The sequence below is a fragment of the Acinetobacter pittii genome, assembly GCF_022449185.1.
Classification (GTDB): domain Bacteria; phylum Pseudomonadota; class Gammaproteobacteria; order Pseudomonadales; family Moraxellaceae; genus Acinetobacter; species Acinetobacter pittii_I.
In genome coordinates this window covers 14923-32525 of the sequence record NZ_JAKUKO010000009.1, presented here as the reverse complement: position 1 = coordinate 32525, position 17603 = coordinate 14923, and the positions used below count along the sequence as shown (strand labels likewise).

The following is a 17603-nucleotide window of genomic DNA, read 5'->3' as shown; positions in this document are numbered from 1 at the left end:
AAATAAAGGGTTAAGTTTAAAATGAGCTAATCGCAGAATAGCCGATTGGCATCGCAAAAAAAGTTAAAATAAATGCAGCCGTACGTTGTAAATTACGTTGGTTTAACCAAGTTACTTTGTTTGAAATTAATACGGTTCCAAAAGCAATCCATAAAAATGCAATGGGTGTAATTAATGATAAAAAAATAGCAATATGCACAAAATAAACGTGAAACACTTCCCATGCTGCATGTGGAAAAATAGCAGAAGCAAAGAGTAAAGCTTTAGGATTTAAAAGTGTTGCAACAAATAAAGCCTTAGGCGTAATCAGTGGGCTGTCTAATTTGATGTCATTTGTTGATGTTATCCAAAGTTTAAATGCAAGGTAGAGAATAAAAGTTGCACTTATTAACTTTAATAAGGCAGGAAGCCAAGGAATAAAATGTGAAACTGACTCAAGCAAAACACCCCATGAAGTAATTGCAATGAGATAACCCATTACTTCAGCAGGAATAAGTTTAAGAGACTGCTTCACCCCTGCTTGTATTCCAGCCGAGGCTAACAATGTATTTGTTGGGCCTGGAGTCAACAAAATGGTGACCACAAGTCCAATAAACATAAATGACACCATAGGCAACGAACTCTTTAATTATGCTAGGCGAAATATGTCAAAAAGGAATATCTATTGTCGACATAATGGTTGTAACAAGAAATATTACATTTTATTTTTTTAATTTTAAAACAAATATTTAACTCTACCTGACTGCAAATTCACTTACTATTTCAATAATTTAAAATATGCAAAATCGATCACAGAAACATAGAATAAGCGCTATTTTTTCTGCTCGCTAAACAATTAAATCAAGCTTTTTACACAGAAAAATAAGCCGTTATTTTTAATATTTAGCTCTTATTTAGCTTATTTAATAAACGTTTTTTTCTGACTTGAAATTTGAAAATTGATCAATATACAAACAACTAGAAATCGTGATTTTACTGAATATGATGTCCCGTTCCCCATCAATTCTTTGATTGTCGCTTTCATCAAATAAATCAGATGATGGAGGATGCATGATGAATGCTTATGTTCGCCCTCATCCAGATGGTTTTAAATCTTATTTAGGTAAGAATCAGAAAACCGGACTCTACATCGTACGAGTTGGTTGGACGGTTTATGAAACGAATGGCAATGGCTCTGTGCTGTACATTGTTAAGAATGAAGATACGATTCCGTTGGATGTAGAAAAGTTTAAAACTGATCGTCCCAAAATTTATGCTGCTCTTCTAAGTGAAGTCCAGTTTCAACGCAAGAAACAACTCGCGATTGATCTCCAGCAATCAAACATCCCTTCTTATGACCGTAAAGCCTACAAAAAACTGCGTGGCTTTATAGACTCTTAAGTGAAGGTATTTACTTTAAACTCATATAGAAAAAGCACCCTTAGGTGCTTTTTCTTTTAACGACCAGTTGTAATTAATACGAGCATACTCAGTATTAAAGTACTTAATGATCGTTTGCAATGTATGTGGACTTCATGCTCAGCTCCGTGAGCATATTGATTAACGTTTTCCATTTCGTGTGCCCTTAAAGTTCACACTGATAATCTGCCCAATTTTCACACAATAAGAAATTAGCCAAAAGTATTATATGCAATTAAATTTAACACAATCCTTAAATTTAAATCCCCTCTTAACATGAACAATTATGAGCGTTTTAACTAAAAACTGGATGTAACATTCTACTACGAGGTTAATTATGTATTAGCGATTTGTAGACCTTTCATCTCAAACAGCCATGCCTTAAAAATGATCTTCTAAAATAGGAAATATAACGATATTCCATTTTTTAATAATAGTCTTCGACAGGAGAACTTTTATGGAAATTCAACGAGAAACCAACTCTTCTTTATTTTGTAATGCCTCTACCTCAATTCAAGCATGTATTGAATGTATGATTGCTTGTAAAACTTGTGCAGCTGCATGTTTACAAGAAGAACATGTTCATATGATGCGTGAATGTATTAAGCATTGCATGACATGTGTAGAAACCTGCCAACTTTGTACGTCTTTAGAACTAAGAAACTCTGAACTAGCAGAATCAGCCATGCAACTTTGCGCAAATGCATGTCAACTTTGTGCAGCGGAATGTAGCAAACATGAGCATGAACATTGTCAGATCTGTGCGAAAGCATGTTTAGCCTGTGCTCAAGCTTGTCTTGCCTATCGTGCTTAAATAATTTTCCAGATGTAAAGCCTACGCGTCTTTAGATCGTAGGCTGATTAAAATATTTTAAATAACAACGAATTATATATTTATTATTTAAGGAATACTTTTTTATAGGCATAAAAAAAACCCGCATCTTGGGGAAAATGCAGGCTCTTAGATCTCCCACAACGACCATGAGTCCATTATTAAACTTGAACTTTAAACCGTTAACTAAATGTACCGTTAATTAAAATAAAAATCAATACAGAATAGTCTGTATATTTCAATTTTTTTATGATTTTTACATTACTTTTTCATAAATAGTTTAAAAATATAAGATATTTTTAAATGAGAAATAGCTTTTTAAAAGACATTAAAAAAGCCCGTTTCACGGGCTTTTCTGCAACGGTGAGCAAGTTAAGATTTGTGTCTATCCATCTCTTAGTTTGCTCTTTGCTAGCTATATGTAAGGTCTTATCGTATCTTTTGCCCTGTCCCAAGTTTCCCTGTGGATCGAGGAGATATTACGATTACCTTAGGTACAGTTATAGCACATTATTTATTCATGACTAGTCTTGTTCACGTTTTTTTACAAATGAACAAAATACCATGCAACCTTAATATTTAAGGGTTTTCTATCCCATTTGGATATTGGCGAGCGTTATCGCAAATTGGATACCACTTCACTTGTGAATTGACAAAAGCATGAGAGATGACTGGCGTCGATATTTCTTCATTAATAAGTCCGACCCTTAGGCGTACCACTTCTGGCTTATCTAGACGTTCACTCCAGATCGGTGAACCACAAGTTTTACAGAACACTCTCTTTTTATTAGGCGATGCAAAATAAGCCTGTAAAAGATTTTCACCCTGCACAATGTTTAAATCACTTTTTTGTACTTGAGTGATGGCAGCAAAAGCAGCCCCTTGTGCTTTTTGGCATTGCTTACAATGACAAACCATGATGGGTTCTAATTCGACATTAATGCACAGTTGAACGCCATTACAAAGACAAGAAGCAGTATAAGCCATGATTTTTCCTTTTTATTTTAATGAAACTTAGCTTACACCCACACCTTTTTCAATGTGATCTAAGATGGCACAAGAAGCCTGTTGGTCGCCACAGCAATCATCAGCAGAAGCCTGCAAAATATTGACCATTTCTTGGAGATGGGCAATTTTTTGTTTTAATTCGGCAATGTGTTTTACAGTTAAGGCTTTCACCTCTGCACTATGCCGATCGGTATTTTTCCAAAGCGAAATGAGTTCTTTCATCTGTTCGGATGAAAAACCTAACTCTCGAGCATGCTTTAAAAAGTTTAAAGTTTTCAGGTCTGTTTCTGAATAAATGCGATAGCCAGAAGCAGAACGCTGAGCTGCTTCAAGTAAACCGATTTCTTCATAGTAGCGAATCATTTTCGCCGAAATGCCCGAATGTTTGGATGCCTGACCGATATTCATCTCACACCTCAAATACTAAATTTGGTTTAAGACCTGCTGTCATGATCTTAAACCAAAAGTTGATTTGCAGCACGCTTACTCTACTGGCGCATGAAAGCGTTTTAAGCGTAATGCATTGCCTAAAACAAAGACTGAAGAAAGTGCCATCGCGCCTGCTGCAAACATCGGTGAAAGTAACACACCAAATGCTGGATAAAGTGCACCTGCTGCAATTGGAATTAGAGCAACGTTATATACAAATGCCCAGAACAGGTTTTGACGTATGTTTCGCATGGTTGCTTTACTTAATGCAATTGCGTTCGGTACGCCTTTTAAACTACCTGACATCAATACAACATCGGCAGCTTCAATGGCAACATCTGTTCCAGTACCAATGGCTAAGCCAACATCTGCTTGCGCCAAGGCTGGTGCATCATTAATACCATCGCCTACGAAAGCCAAACGACCATATTGTTTTTGTAGTTGGCGAACTGTATCAACTTTGCCTTCGGGTAAAACCTCTGCCACAACTTCATCAATATTCAGCTTTTTAGCAATCGCTTGCGCCGTATGACGATTGTCTCCTGTAATCATGGCAACCTTGAGACCTAATTGATGCAAGGCTTCAATCGCAGCATAGGTTGTTTCTTTAATTGGGTCTGCCACGGCAATAATTGCGGCAAGTTTCTGATCAATAGCGACGTATAGCGGTGTTTTGCCTTCTTCACCCAATTGAGCAGCAATCGCTTGGAATGAGTTGGTGTCTAAACCAAGTTGATGCATATAACGATCTGCGCCAATTTGTACTTTTTGGCCTGAAACTTCAGCTTCAATACCTGAGCCTGTAATCGAATTAAATGCTGTTACTGGTAATAAGTTTAGGCCTTCACTTTCTGCTGCTTGAACAATCGCGAGAGCAATGGGATGTTCAGACTTAGCTTCGACCGAAGCAACTAAAGTCAGCACTTGTTCACGTTCAAAGCCCTGTTGCACATTAAAGTCAGTCAGTGTTGGTTTGCCTTCGGTGAGCGTACCAGTTTTATCAACTGCAACGACCTGCGCTTCTTGCAAAAGCTGCAAAGCTTCACCTTTACGGAATAACACACCTAACTCAGCACCACGTCCAGTACCGACCATAATTGAGGTTGGTGTTGCAAGTCCCATTGCACAAGGACAAGCAATAATCAGTACTGCAACAGCATTCACTAAACCAAAAGTGAGCGCAGGATCTGGCCCCCAAATAAACCAAACCAAGAAAGTGATTGCAGCAATTAACATCACTACAGGCACAAACCACATGGTGACTTTATCAACCAACCCCTGAATCGGAAGTTTAGAACCTTGGGCTTGTTCAACCATACGAATAATTTGTGAAAGTACAGATGAGCTACCCACTGCGGTTGCACGTATGTTGAGAGTACCGTTCTGATTGACCGTACCTCCAACCACTTGATGCCCTACTATTTTTTCAACAGGAACAGGCTCACCCGTAATCATAGATTCATCAATGTAGCTGTGCCCTTCGACTACTTCACCATCCACTGGCACACGTTCACCCGGACGAATTTCTACAATAGTTCCACTCACCACTTCAGTAACTGCAACTTCAACCACTTGACCGTCACGCTGAATGCGAGCAGTTTTTGGCTGCATTCCAACTAAATGTTGAATCGCTTGTGAAGTACGTCCTTTAGCTTTGGCTTCGAAATAACGTCCGAGTAAAATTAAACTGACAATAACGGCAGCCGCTTCAAAGTAAACATTAACCGTGCCTTGGGGTAATACTTGTGGCATAAAGGTTGCCACGACTGAAAAGCTATAGGCAGCTAAGGTTCCAACAGCAACCAGCGAGTTCATGTCTGGCGCCAAACGCCATAGAGCTGGAATCCCTTTTTGATAAAAACGGCGACCAGGGAAAACGAGTACTAATGTGGTTAAAACAAACTGTAAAAGCCAGCTATTATATTGACCAAGGGTGTGCATGACCCACATGTGAAAAGCTGGAATGAGATGTGAACCCATTTCCAGAATAAACACAGGTAAAGCCAACACAATCGAAATGATTAAATCTTTTTTAAGCTGATCTAACTCTGACGCTTTTTTGTCGAGTTGCTCATCTTGATTTTTTTCAGATGCTTTTGCGTCGTAACCTGCTTTTTTAACAGCGCGAATTAAGTCTTCAACATTGACTGATGCATCTGCTTGTACCCAAGCTTGCTCTGTTGCTAAGTTGACTGTGGCTTCTTGAACGCCTTCTACTTTTTTAAGGGCCTTTTCAACACGTGCAACACAAGATGCACAAGTCATACCCTCAATAGACAACTCCACTGGCGCAGCTTTTGGAACATCGTAACCTGCTCGTTCAACTGCTTTAACCAAGGCTTCACGGTGGATCGGTTGATTTGAATAAACGACGGCTTTTTCTGTTGCCAAATTAACGTTGGCAATCTCTACATTTTCAACTTTTTTAAGTGCTTTTTCGACACGACCTACACACGAGGCACAGGTCATGCCTTCGATTGGAAGTGTTTCACTATATGCTGGCAATTTTGTGGTTTTTGAGTCCATCAAACACCTCTGCAAATCTGCAAAATTTAATATTCTGTATTGAGCATACAGATTCCCATCATGGGAAGGTCAAGCATATTTTTTAAAAATTTGGTCTTGACCTTACAATCATGACAAGGTTTAGACTCAGTGTTATCCAAACAAATATCTCATTCTTGATGGAGTATGAACATGAAACTACTTATTGAAAATATGACATGTGGCGGCTGCGCACGTGGTGTGACTGCAACGATTCAAGATGTCGACCCAAATGCAAAAGTAGATGTAGATTTAGCGACCAAAATCGTGACTGTTGAAAGCAGTGAAAGCGTCGATAAAATTACCGAAGCGCTTGAAGAAGATGGTTTCCCAGCGAAAGTACAATAATGAATAAGGCCTAACTTTAAACGTTAGGCCTTATTCATTATTGATATTGATTCAAAGCTGAAATTTTTTAATTCGATAATCCAGTGCTGCCCGAGTTAGCCCTAATAAACGTGCCGCTTCAGACACATTATGATTTGCTTTTTTTAAGGCTGTTAAAATCAACTGCCTCTCGTGTTCTTCTAAATTAAACTCTGGCTGTAATAATTGTCCAAAGTCAGTTTCTATAGTTATCGCCTGCTCTGGGTCATGCTTGATCTGTGGAAAAATGGCATTTAACTTAATCAGCTGCTGATCATCCGTTAATAAAACCGCCCTTTCTAATAAGTTTTCTAACTCACGAATATTTCCCGGCCATTCATATTGCTGCATAAAAACTTTGGTCTTTTCACTTACACCTTGAATGGTTTTGCCGTACATTTTTTCAAAGCGACGAAGAAAATGTTCAACCAGTAAAGGAATGTCTTCACGGCGCTCTCGCAAAGGCGGAATCTGCACTGGGAAAATATTTAAGCGATAATATAAATCTGCCCGAAATCGCCCTGTTTTTACAGCCTGCTCAAGATCTTCATTGGTTGCTGTAATTACACGGACATCTAAAATACGTGTCTGTGAATCTCCTACTCGCTCAAATTCACCTTCCTGCAAAATGCGTAATAGTGCTGCTTGTGCACGAGGAGAAAGCTCAATCACTTCATCTAAAAAAATCGTACCGCCATTGGCTCGTTCAAACTTACCCAAGCGAGACTGATGTGCTCCTGTATAGGCACCTTTTTCTACCCCGAATAATTCAGACTCAATTAACTCTAGTGGAATCGCTGCACAGTTTACCGCAATAAAAGGTTGGTCTTTTCTTTGGCTATTTTCATGAACTCCTCGTGCAAAAGCTTCTTTACCAACCCCTGTTTCGCCTTGTAGCAAAATAGAAACTTTCGAACCTGCTGCTTTTGTTAATAATGCACAGACCTGTTTATAAGATGCTGACTTACCCACAGAACTAAATAATTGGTAATCGGCTTCACTGTCGCTATAAATTGATTTTTTTAGTTCAAAAAGTTCAGCCTGCAACGCAATCAGTTCTTTTTCCATGGGTTCGGGAGACATGAACTGAATTAGCTCATCTGCATTTTCCCACTCTTCTAAAGGCTTACCGATAATACGGCAATGCTCGTGGCCACAGGCCTTACACTCTATTTCTTGATAAATAATAGTCATGCCCGTCGCAAAACTGCTATATCCGCATGCATAGCCAAGTAACATCCAACATGAAGGTTCATCACTTAGGCCAAAATGCTCTAAATGCACATCGGCTTCAAAAGAGTTAAGCCAATTTAAATCGGCATAAAATTGTTTTTTATCATGGCTTAAATTGAGCTGGTTGGCCTGTACTTGCACCATTCCACGAATCGCATGCATTTGTGGACCCGCCATAAAAGCATCGTGTTCATTTAAATCGGGACGCATTTTTGTTGTAACTTCTGCATCTTTTAACCCAGCTTGATACCCTAAACGAATAAAGAAATGCTTAGTCCGCTCAAGCCCAATCATGTGCGCTAAATCTTTACGCAAATATCCCATAATGCTGGTGTGTAAAAGCAGCATCCGATATTCATCAAACCAGATTTGGCCGTGGGCAGTATCAAAGTGCAGTTTAGACAGCAAATCGTGAATTTCTTGCGGATGATCTGCGTATCGTCCCGTTGTATCGTATTTTACTCGAGCCATGAGTGATCTGTTTTAATCCATTAAACACATTTGGGTGTTATCTCATCTTATCGAAGAACCAGATATATGTCCTAGTACCTTAAAGACATAACTTCATACTAAAAAAGTATTTCTAAATCTCTCCATTTAAAGCCTCAAAAAATCTAAAAAGAAATTTTTACGGCTCTCTTCATCAAATCATGAATATATCTATTTCACCATTCAAAAAAATTCATGAAATGGTGAATTTAAAAAATTCCTCATTTTCCATAAAAAACTTAATCATCTGTTTTTAATAACAAAAATAAAGTTGGCATAGCTTTTGTAAAGCTAGTAGCGAGAGCAAGGAGCATTCATCAATTTCAAGACCATGTCTTGATGGAGTACAGCATGACGCAACCTCAAGTCGAAGCATTAACCAAATATATTCGGATCACTGGCGACTTAAACGCAGAGTTTATTGAGTTCGATTTTGCCATTCACGACCCAAGTCTATTTGTGGAACTGGTTTTGCCTAAACATGCATTTAATGATTTTTGTAAAACCAATCAAGTGGTTGAAATGACCCAAGAGCAGCAAGCTTTTAATGATGCTCAAGAAGAAAAATGGCGCTATGGCACTGAAGCAACCTTAGTCGGCACGCAACGTAATAGCAACGATCACGATGATCAGATGTAAAAATATAAGGAGATAAAGCCATGACTTTAGAAATCAAAACGTCAAATGTCGAACCTATCCGCCAGAACTATGCCTATATCGAAAGACGATTTGGTAGTAAGCCAGCAACTCGATATCAAGAAGTAAGTTTTGATGTACAGGCAGAGACTAACTTCCACTATCGTCCTTTGTGGAAACCTGAAAAGACCTTAAATGACAAAACCCATACTGCCCTGCAAATGCAAGACTGGTATGCATTTAAAGATCCACGTCAATTCTATTATGGAACTTACGTTCAACATCGTGCACGTTTGCAGGACACAGCCGAAAGTAATTTTGCTTTTTTTGAAAAACGTCAGCTTGCAGAGCATTTGTCTGACGAAGTCAAAGCCAAGGTTATTGAATGCCTATTGCCATTTCGCCACGTTGAACAAACTGCAAACTTACACATGATGTCTGGCAGTGCCTATGGTTATGGCACCGTGCTTACCCAAGCTTGTATTTATGCCGCAATGGATCATTTAGGGATAGCGCAGTACATCTCACGGATTGGCTTAGCTTTAGATGGTAATAGCGGAGATTCATTACAACAGGCAAAACAGGCTTGGATGCAACATCCTGCATGGCAAGGCTTACGACGTTTGTGTGAAGAAAGCCTCACCGAGCAAGACTATTTCAAACTTTTCTTATTACAAAACCTAGTGATTGACGGCTTTGTGACAGAGCTTGTCTATCAACAGTTTGATCAGTGGTTAGTCACTCAAAATGCTCGTGACTTAGCCATGCTGACTGAGTTTATGAAAGACACTTTAGGTGATTTACGTAAGTGGTCAGACACCGTCATTAAAACTGCCGCAGCAGAATCCGATCATAACAAACAGCTATTAAATGAATGGTTCACTCAGTCTCTAGCTCAAGTGAAAGCAGCCTTTACACCTTGGGCATCAGCAGCCTTAACAGCAGATGTAGTCGATCAAGCAGAACATGCCGTTATTGAACGCGCAAAAAAACTCGGCCTACAACCAGAACTGGCAAAAGCTTAAGGAGAAGCAACATGTCTAAAGTCTATCTCGCATTACAAGACAACGATACATCACGCTACATCCTCGAAGCGATTGAAGAAGATAACCCTGAAGCTTCAATTCAGTATTTACCCGCCATGATCCGAATTGAAAGTGAAACTGATTTGGTGATTAAAGCTGAAACCGTATCTGAAAAACTAGGCCAAGATTGGGACATCCAATCGTTACAACTCAACATGATTACGCTGGGCGGCAATGTCGAAGAAGATGACGATACTTTCCGCCTTCACTGGAATTAATCACAACATAGATGTTGTTTAACAAAGATTTAAGGATGATCAATCATGACAACTCAAACGAAAGAAACCAGCAAAAAATTAAATGCTAAAGATCGTTATCGTGCATTAACCCGTGATTTGGACTGGGACTTTTCCTATGCTGATCGTAAAGAAGCCTTCCCTTATGAAGAGTTTGAAGGCATCAAAATTACTGACTGGTCTAAATGGGAAGATCCATTCCGTTTAACTATGGATGCTTACTGGAAATATCAGGCAGAAAAAGAGAAAAAACTTTATGCCATTTTTGATGCTTTTGCTCAAAACAATGGTCAGATGAATGTCAGCAATGAACGCTACTTAAATGCAATCAAACTCTTCTTAACAGCGGTGACGCCACTTGAATATCAGGCTTATCAAGGCTATGCACATGTAGGCCGCCAATTTAGCGGTATTGGAGCACGTATTGCTTCTCAGATGCAGTCGATTGATGAGCTGCGTCATGTACAGACTCAAATTCATGCCATGAGCCATTACAACAAGTTCTTTGATGGTTTTCAGGATTGGGCACACATGCATGACCGCGTTTGGTATTTGTCTGTACCTAAATCATTTTTTGAAGACGCTCGTTCTGCTGGTCCATTCGAGTTTTTATTAGCCATTAGTTTTGCTTTTGAATATGTACTTACCAATCTGCTATTTGTGCCGTTTATGTCGGGTGCAGCTTATAACGGCGATATGGCAACCGTAACCTTTGGTTTTAGTGCACAGTCAGATGAAGCGCGCCACATGACGCTTGGTCTTGAAATCGTAAAATTCTTGCTCGAACAACATGAAGACAACGTACCGATTGTGCAGGAATGGATTGATAAATGGTTCTGGCGTGGAACGCGTTTGCTTTCAATTGTGGGCATGATGATGGATTACATGCTGCCAAACAAAGTGATGTCTTGGAAAGAAGCTTGGGAAGTTTATTTTGAACAGGCAGGCGGTGCGCTATTTAAAGATTTGAGCCGTTATGGCATTCGTATGCCGAAATATAGCGATGTCATTGTGAAAGAAAAAGAGCACGTCTCACATCAGGCATGGTGGATTTTCTACAACTTTGGTCATGCTGCTGGTTTCCATACATGGATTCCAACCGACGAAGAAATGGATTGGTTATCTGCTAAATATCCAGACACTTTCGATAAATACTACCGTCCAAAATGGGAGTTGGCTCGCCAAATGGAAGCTGAAGGTAAACGCTTCTATAGCGCAGGTTTACCACAGCTTTGTCAGGTTTGTCAGATTCCAATGACCTTTACCGAAATGGGCGATGACCCGACTCAGTTCAGTTATCGCCATAGCATCTACCAAGGCGAACGCTACCACACCTGTTCAGATGGCTGTCATGACATTTTCGAACATGAGCCTGAGAAATATATACAAGCATGGTTACCTGTAAATCAAATTTTGCAAGGCAACTGTGGTGGCGGTGACCTCGAAACCATGCTCCGCGATTATTACCGCATGAATGTCGGTGCCGACAATCTGGATATTGAAGGCTCACCAGACCAACAGCGCTGGAAAAAATGGAAAGGCAACGCAGCTTAAGCACAAGGAATTGTTCAGGCAGTCATCAAGCTGCCTGATAGGAAATAAGGAGATTGAACATGACTGTTCGCGCGATACACAACAACTATCAATTTGAACCGCTTGATCTGCAAAAAAACTATGGTGATCAATTCTTACTTTACGTGGGTTGGGATCATCACACCCTTTTTTGCTCGGCACATGCCATGCTTGCCTCGCCTCAACAAACTTTGGGACAGTTGATTGAGCAACAAATTACAGGTGGTTTTGCTCAACATCCAGATTTTGCCAAAATTGATTGGTCAAAAGTGCAATACACCTTAGATGGTCAAACAATCGAACCAGAGAGTACAAAAACTTTGGCAGAGCTTGGTTTTGGGCATAAGTCATTACTTCGTTTCGTTACGCCAAAGTTAAATGGCTATAACGACAGCTACGTTTAATTCGGAGGTGTGTCATGAGTTATCAAGTCACCATTGAACCGATCGGAACAACGATTGAAGTAGAAGAAGACCAAACCATTTTAGATGCTGCCCTACGCCAAGGCGTTTGGTTACCCTTTGCCTGTGGTCATGGCACTTGCGGGACATGCAAGGTTCAAGTCACCGATGGTTTTTATGATGTCGGTGAAGCTTCTCCCTTTGCGCTCATGGATATTGAACGTGATGAAAATAAGGTGCTTGCCTGCTGCTGCAAACCACAATCCGATATGGTCATTGAAGCCGATGTCGATGAAGACCCAGATTTCTTAGGTCATTTGGTTCAAGACTATCAAGCGACAGTCATTGAAATAAAAGACCTGTCGCCAACCATCAAAGGAATCCGACTACAACTAGATTATCCAATTGAGTTCCAAGCTGGTCAATATATCAATGTCCAGTTCCCAGATATTGAAGGAACTCGTGCATTTTCAATTGCTAATTCGCCAAGTGAAGTGGGCATTGTTGAGCTGCATATTCGTAAAGTTGAAGGCGGTGCAGCGACGACTTATGTGCATGAACAACTTGCCACGGGCGATCAGCTTGATATTTCAGGCCCTTATGGACAATTTTTTGTACGCAAGTCAGATGATCAAAATGCCATTTTTATTGCAGGCGGTTCAGGTCTTTCAAGTCCACAATCGATGATTTTAGATTTACTTGAGTCTGGAGATAGTCGTACGATCTACCTCTTCCAAGGAGCACGAGACTTAGCAGAGCTATACAACCGAGAATTGTTTGAACAACTTGTGAAAGACTATCCGAACTTCCGCTATATCCCTGCTCTCAATGCACCAAAACCAGAAGACCAATGGACTGGATTTACTGGATTTGTGCATGAGGCTGTTGCCGATTACTTTGAAAATCGATGTGGTGGACACAAAGCGTATTTGTGCGGCCCACCCATCATGATCGACTCGGCAATTTCAACACTCATGCAAAGTCGCTTATTCGAACGGGACATTCACACTGAACGGTTCTTAAGTGCAGCCGATGGTGCTGCTGGACAATCGCGTTCGGCCTTATTCAAACATATTTAAAGATAAACCATTAAACCATCCACTTTTTCAAATGAGCTTTGTATTGGCGCTTTAGCGAAAGTAAATACAAAGCTCACAGGAGTTCTGCATTCCAAATTTACAGATTAAACAGACTCAGATTTTTAAAGACCGTTAAGGAATAACGTTTTTTTAGTGACAAGCCAAACAACACAGAATAGGACATTCTATGAATAACAAAATTGCTGCAATCATATGTGGTGTAATCAGCGCCCTTTACCTTCCTTCTGCATTTGCGACAGAAAACGGCTCGGACTCTTTTGCCTTAGGTGCCGAAGGTATGATGGCGGGTGCCTTACCACCTGCTGGGGTTTATCTACTCAGTTATTATCAAAATTATCACGCATCAGAGTTTCAAAATGGTCCCGACCAGTTCCATGTTGATGTCAACGCCGTGGTTCCGCGGTTGGTCTGGATGACCGATCAAAAAATTATGGATGGACAACTCGGGTTTTATGCAGCCCAGCCATTGGTTGATCTAAGACTCAAAGTAAATGGAATGGCTGACTCAAACCAAGGTCTCGGAGACTTGATTTTGGGTGGCATGCTCGGCTGGCATCAAGGAAATCATCACTGGATTGCAGCCCTAGAAACTGTGCTCGGGACAGGAGAATACGACACTCCAAGTACGACACATCCAGTTGAAGCTAATCTTGGGAAAAACTATCACACCATTCGACCGATTATTGCCTATAGTTATGCCAACGCAGCAGGTTTAGACCTTTCTACTAAACTGTCTTATAGCTGGAATACGCGTAACGACGCAACCGACTACCAAGCTGGACAATACATTGCGGGTGACTATAGCTTGGGTTATCGCATTAACCCAAAAATCAAAGTGGCAGTTGAAGGCTATGCTTTTAAACAAACCACAGATGACAAAGTAAACGGAAGTGACATTGGGTTTAAAGGACAGGCTTTTGCAATTGGTCCAGGCATTCAATATGCTGATAAGAACTGGTCTATTGAAGCCAAATTTCTAAAAGAAACCGAAGTCGAATATCGTCCCGAAGGCCATACCAGCTGGCTAAAACTCATTTGGGCTTTCTAAACTACTTCAACGCATAGCTTCATCTTTTGAGGCTATGCACTTCCGTTATTTAAAAGTCGATACCGTTTGAATCATCTATCGGGTTCTGATCAAGTGTAAAGACAGTCCGTTGATAAGGTATCCCTTCTAAGTCATAAACCTGATAAATACAATCAAACAATGACTGTAAATCTTCACTTCGGTCCATTGCCCGTGCTGTAATAAAAATTGGGCTGACCGCGCCGTTATCTAAAATCGGAATATAGTTTAAGTGTGGAAATCGAATGGTATCGGCACTTGCTGGAATAATGCAGATCCCTTCTCCCGCTGCCACTAAGCCCAAAGCCAGTTGAATTTCTCGTATCTCATGCATATTTTTCGGAACCAAACTATGTTCGGCAAAAATATTCAAAAGCTGAGTTGAAAAATTAGGCTTTGGCGAAGTGGGATACATAAACATCTTTTCATCAATCAAGTCAGCTAGATATACCCCTTCCGTGCGCTGTGCAATTGGATGGCTGGTATGTGCAGCAACCACCAAACGCTCTTTACGTAAAAGAATTCGTCTCACAGCAGGATCACTAATTCTTAAACGTCCAAAACCGACATCAATACGTCCTTCTTTTAATGCCTGTAGCTGTTCAGTAGTACTTAACTCCATGAGCTGAATATTCAAATGGGGTTGCTGCTGGCGAAATAAATAAATAATTCGAGGTAACAAACCATAGAGTAAAGACCCAACAAAACCAATGGTCATACTTCTTTCGATGAGACCAATACGCTTGGTCATACTTTTTATTTCTTCAGCATTCGACAAAAGTTTAACGGCGTGCTGGTAAAAGAAATGCCCTGCTTGTGTAGTTTGTAAAGGACGGCTTCCACGCTCAAACAGTTGAATGCCAAGCTCGCTTTCCAGATTTTGAATCTGTCTACTCAAAGGTGGTTGAGCAATAAATAGTTTTTCGGCTGCCTTTGTAAAGCTCTGTTCTTCAACAACAGCCACAAAATACCGTAAATGTCTTAGTTCCATCAGGTTTCCATACCTTTAAGATATATTAAAATGCAAATTCAGTCTTAGACACAGTTTAACCATTCTTTTAAGGTATATACAAGCAATAACCCGATGAAGTTATAGATCACTTGTATAGCACCGATTGAAATCATACTGGCCAACATTCGATCTATCTATCTTTATCCATTCGCGGTTAAACACCCGACGCGTTTATGCGCTTCATTGACATATTAGGATATCAAGACCTTTTAAATCGTAGCGAAGGTCTTGATGACTTCCACCCTTTGGAAAGTCGGAGAACGGACATGCCACGTATTCCTGTAATCAATACCAGCCATCTTGACCGTATTGATGAATTACTTGTCGATAACATCGATACAGGTGAATTTAAACTTCATCGCTCAGTGTTTACTGACGAAGCCCTTTTTGACCTCGAAATGAAGTATATCTTCGAAGGCAATTGGGTTTACTTAGCACACGAAAGTCAAATTCCAAATAATAATGACTACTACACCACTCACATTGGTCGTCAGCCTGTCATTATTGCCCGCAACCGTAACGGCGAACTCAATGCCATGATCAATGCGTGTTCACACCGCGGAGCACAACTTTGCCGTCACAAGCGTGGTAATAAAGCAACGTATACTTGCCCTTTCCACGGTTGGACGTTTAACAACTCAGGTAAATTACTTAAGGTTAAAGATCCAACTGAAGCAGGCTATTCTGACTGTTTTAACCAAGATGGCTCACACGACCTTAAAAAAGTGGCTCGTTTTGAGAGTTACAAAGGTTTCTTATTTGGTAGCTTAAATCCCGATGTTCCTTCACTTGAAGAATTCTTGGGTGAAACCACCAAAATCATCGACATGATTGTTGACCAGTCTGAACATGGTTTAGAAGTTTTACGTGGTTCATCTACCTATACCTATGAAGGCAACTGGAAACTCACCGCTGAAAATGGTGCCGATGGTTATCATGTTTCTGCTGTTCACTGGAACTATGCGGCAACAACCCAGCACCGTAAAGAAACTCAAGCTGCCGATAACATCCGTGCGATGAGCGCAGGTTCTTGGGGTAAACAAGGCGGTGGCTCGTATGGCTTTGAAAATGGCCACATGTTGCTTTGGACACAATGGGCAAACCCAGAAGACCGTCCAAACTTCCCGAAAGCAGATGAATACACCGAGAAATACGGTGAAGCGATGTCGAAATGGATGATTGAGCGTTCTCGTAACTTATGTCTCTATCCAAACGTTTATTTGATGGATCAGTTCGGTTCGCAAATTCGTGTACTTCGCCCACTTTCTGTTAATAGAACCGAAGTCACCATTTATTGTATCGCACCTAAAGGCGAAGCACCCGAAGCTCGTGCACGTCGTATCCGTCAATATGAAGATTTCTTTAATGCATCGGGTATGGCAACACCAGATGATTTAGAAGAATTCCGTGCTTGTCAGGCAGGCTACGCAGGGATTGCACTTGAATGGAATGACATGTGCCGTGGTTCAAAACACTGGATTTATGGACCAGACGATGCAGCGAACGAAATCGGTTTAAAACCCATGTTAAGTGGGATTAAAACTGAAGATGAAGGCCTGTATCTTGCCCAACATCAATATTGGTTACACACCATGAAACATGCGATTGCATCAGAGAAAGAAATTGCTGATCAGGGAGAAACAGCATGAGTGCTCAAGACAAAGCAACTTTAGAAAATATTGCTCAGTTTCTCTATCGTGAAGCTCGTTTTTTAGATGATGAACAATGGGATGATTGGCTTGAATGCTATGCACCAGAAGCTTCTTTCTGGATGCCAGCTTGGGACGACGACGATAGATTAACTGAAGATCCACAATCTGAAATTTCACTTATTTATTATCCAGACCGTCAAGGTTTAGAAGATCGTGTGTTCCGTATTAAAACCGAGCGCTCATCTGCAACCATGCCGGACACACGCACAAGCCACAATATTGCCAACGTTGAAGTCGTAGAGCGCGACGGAGACAAAGTCACTGTTCGCTTTAATTGGAATACCTTGAGTTTCCGTTACAAGACAAATTACAGCTATTTCGGTATGTCACGTTATGTGATCGATTTTTCAGGTGATCAACCAAAAATCTTGAGCAAGTATGTCGTTTTGAAAAATGACTACATCAATCAAGTGATTGATATCTACCACCTTTAAGACATACCCCCTCAGTTAAACGGACTGTTGGCTGAGGGTAAAAGTTTCAA

General features: G+C 40.4%; 17 protein-coding genes and 2 pseudogenes. 12 read left to right on the top strand and 7 right to left on the bottom strand.

Annotated features, from left to right (window positions below; genetic code table 11):
• Positions 1 to 16: 16 nt before the first annotated feature.
• On the bottom strand, positions 17 to 610 hold the full coding sequence (locus tag MKX14_RS16320; RefSeq protein WP_240282979.1) for a LysE family translocator: 594 nt from the start codon (positions 608 to 610) through the stop codon (positions 17 to 19).
• A 440-nt stretch (positions 611 to 1050) separates the two neighbouring features.
• Here MKX14_RS16320 and MKX14_RS16315 point away from each other — a divergent pair, with 440 nt between their 5' ends.
• Positions 1051 to 1380 (top strand): hypothetical protein, encoded by a 330-nt coding sequence (locus tag MKX14_RS16315; protein WP_240282978.1) that lies wholly within the window; start codon positions 1051 to 1053, stop codon positions 1378 to 1380.
• A 475-nt stretch (positions 1381 to 1855) separates the two neighbouring features.
• A complete protein-coding gene (locus MKX14_RS16310; RefSeq protein ID WP_086266309.1) occupies positions 1856 to 2212 on the top strand; it encodes a four-helix bundle copper-binding protein in 357 nt (118 codons plus the stop codon).
• A 597-nt stretch (positions 2213 to 2809) separates the two neighbouring features.
• Here the strand turns inward: MKX14_RS16310 and MKX14_RS16305 are convergent.
• The 3 genes from MKX14_RS16305 to actP all read right to left on the bottom strand — a co-directional run bounded on the left by MKX14_RS16305 (position 2810) and on the right by actP (position 6193).
• Entirely contained in the window at positions 2810 to 3217 is a 408-nt protein-coding gene (locus MKX14_RS16305) for a GFA family protein (protein WP_046812967.1), read from the bottom strand.
• Between the two features lie 27 nt (positions 3218 to 3244).
• Positions 3245 to 3646, bottom strand: coding sequence for a Cu(I)-responsive transcriptional regulator (gene cueR, locus MKX14_RS16300; protein ID WP_001020650.1), 402 nt, complete (start codon positions 3644 to 3646; stop codon positions 3245 to 3247).
• 75 nt (positions 3647 to 3721) lie between these two features.
• Positions 3722 to 6193, bottom strand: coding sequence for a heavy metal translocating P-type ATPase (actP, locus tag MKX14_RS16295; protein ID WP_240282977.1), 2472 nt, complete (start codon positions 6191 to 6193; stop codon positions 3722 to 3724).
• Between the two features lie 165 nt (positions 6194 to 6358).
• On the opposite strand from actP, the gene MKX14_RS16290 reads away from it, so the two are divergent.
• Positions 6359 to 6559, top strand: coding sequence for a heavy-metal-associated domain-containing protein (locus tag MKX14_RS16290; protein WP_001985155.1), 201 nt, complete (start codon positions 6359 to 6361; stop codon positions 6557 to 6559).
• Positions 6560 to 6610: 51 nt separating this feature from the next.
• Here the strand turns inward: MKX14_RS16290 and mobR are convergent, their stop codons facing one another.
• A complete protein-coding gene (gene mobR / locus MKX14_RS16285) occupies positions 6611 to 8281 on the bottom strand; it encodes a phenol degradation transcriptional regulator MobR (RefSeq protein WP_046812969.1) in 1671 nt (556 codons plus the stop codon).
• Positions 8282 to 8650: 369 nt separating this feature from the next.
• Between mobR and mphK the strand changes: the two genes are divergently transcribed.
• The 7 genes from mphK to mphX all read left to right on the top strand — a co-directional run bounded on the left by mphK (position 8651) and on the right by mphX (position 14377).
• A complete protein-coding gene (gene mphK / locus MKX14_RS16275; RefSeq protein ID WP_000193470.1) occupies positions 8651 to 8938 on the top strand; it encodes a phenol hydroxylase subunit in 288 nt (95 codons plus the stop codon).
• A gap of 20 nt (positions 8939 to 8958) precedes the next feature.
• Complete coding sequence (gene mphL / locus MKX14_RS16270) at positions 8959 to 9960, top strand: aromatic/alkene monooxygenase hydroxylase subunit beta (RefSeq protein WP_240282976.1); 1002 nt, start codon at positions 8959 to 8961, stop codon at positions 9958 to 9960.
• Positions 9961 to 9971: 11 nt separating this feature from the next.
• Entirely contained in the window at positions 9972 to 10238 is a 267-nt protein-coding gene (gene mphM, locus MKX14_RS16265; RefSeq protein ID WP_000049450.1) for an MmoB/DmpM family protein, read from the top strand.
• 45 nt (positions 10239 to 10283) lie between these two features.
• Positions 10284 to 11810 (top strand): aromatic/alkene/methane monooxygenase hydroxylase/oxygenase subunit alpha, encoded by a 1527-nt coding sequence (gene mphN, locus MKX14_RS16260; protein ID WP_240282975.1) that lies wholly within the window; start codon positions 10284 to 10286, stop codon positions 11808 to 11810.
• Positions 11811 to 11869: 59 nt separating this feature from the next.
• Complete coding sequence (mphO, locus tag MKX14_RS16255) at positions 11870 to 12232, top strand: phenol hydroxylase subunit P4 (protein WP_240282974.1); 363 nt, start codon at positions 11870 to 11872, stop codon at positions 12230 to 12232.
• A gap of 14 nt (positions 12233 to 12246) precedes the next feature.
• Entirely contained in the window at positions 12247 to 13308 is a 1062-nt protein-coding gene (gene mphP, locus MKX14_RS16250) for an NADH:ubiquinone reductase (Na(+)-transporting) subunit F (protein ID WP_240282973.1), read from the top strand.
• Between the two features lie 187 nt (positions 13309 to 13495).
• A complete protein-coding gene (gene mphX / locus MKX14_RS16245) occupies positions 13496 to 14377 on the top strand; it encodes a SphA family protein (protein WP_240282972.1) in 882 nt (293 codons plus the stop codon).
• Positions 14378 to 14426: 49 nt separating this feature from the next.
• Here the strand turns inward: mphX and benM are convergent, their stop codons facing one another.
• Both benM and MKX14_RS18345 read right to left on the bottom strand, forming a co-directional pair.
• Complete coding sequence (gene benM, locus MKX14_RS16240) at positions 14427 to 15386, bottom strand: LysR family transcriptional regulator (protein ID WP_017386346.1); 960 nt, start codon at positions 15384 to 15386, stop codon at positions 14427 to 14429.
• Positions 15387 to 15430: 44 nt separating this feature from the next.
• A pseudogene (locus tag MKX14_RS18345) lies at positions 15431 to 15499 on the bottom strand (hypothetical protein); the annotation flags it as partial.
• Positions 15500 to 15673: 174 nt separating this feature from the next.
• Here MKX14_RS18345 and benA point away from each other — a divergent pair.
• Together benA and benB are read left to right on the top strand one after the other, a co-directional pair.
• Positions 15674 to 17056: a benzoate 1,2-dioxygenase large subunit gene (gene benA / locus MKX14_RS16235; protein WP_240282971.1), complete on the top strand. Its 1383-nt coding sequence runs from the start codon at positions 15674 to 15676 to the stop codon at positions 17054 to 17056.
• Positions 17053 to 17572, top strand: a pseudogene (benB, locus tag MKX14_RS16230) (benzoate 1,2-dioxygenase small subunit). Before benA ends, benB begins: the two are co-directional and overlap by 4 nt.
• Positions 17573 to 17603: the final 31 nt, after the last annotated feature.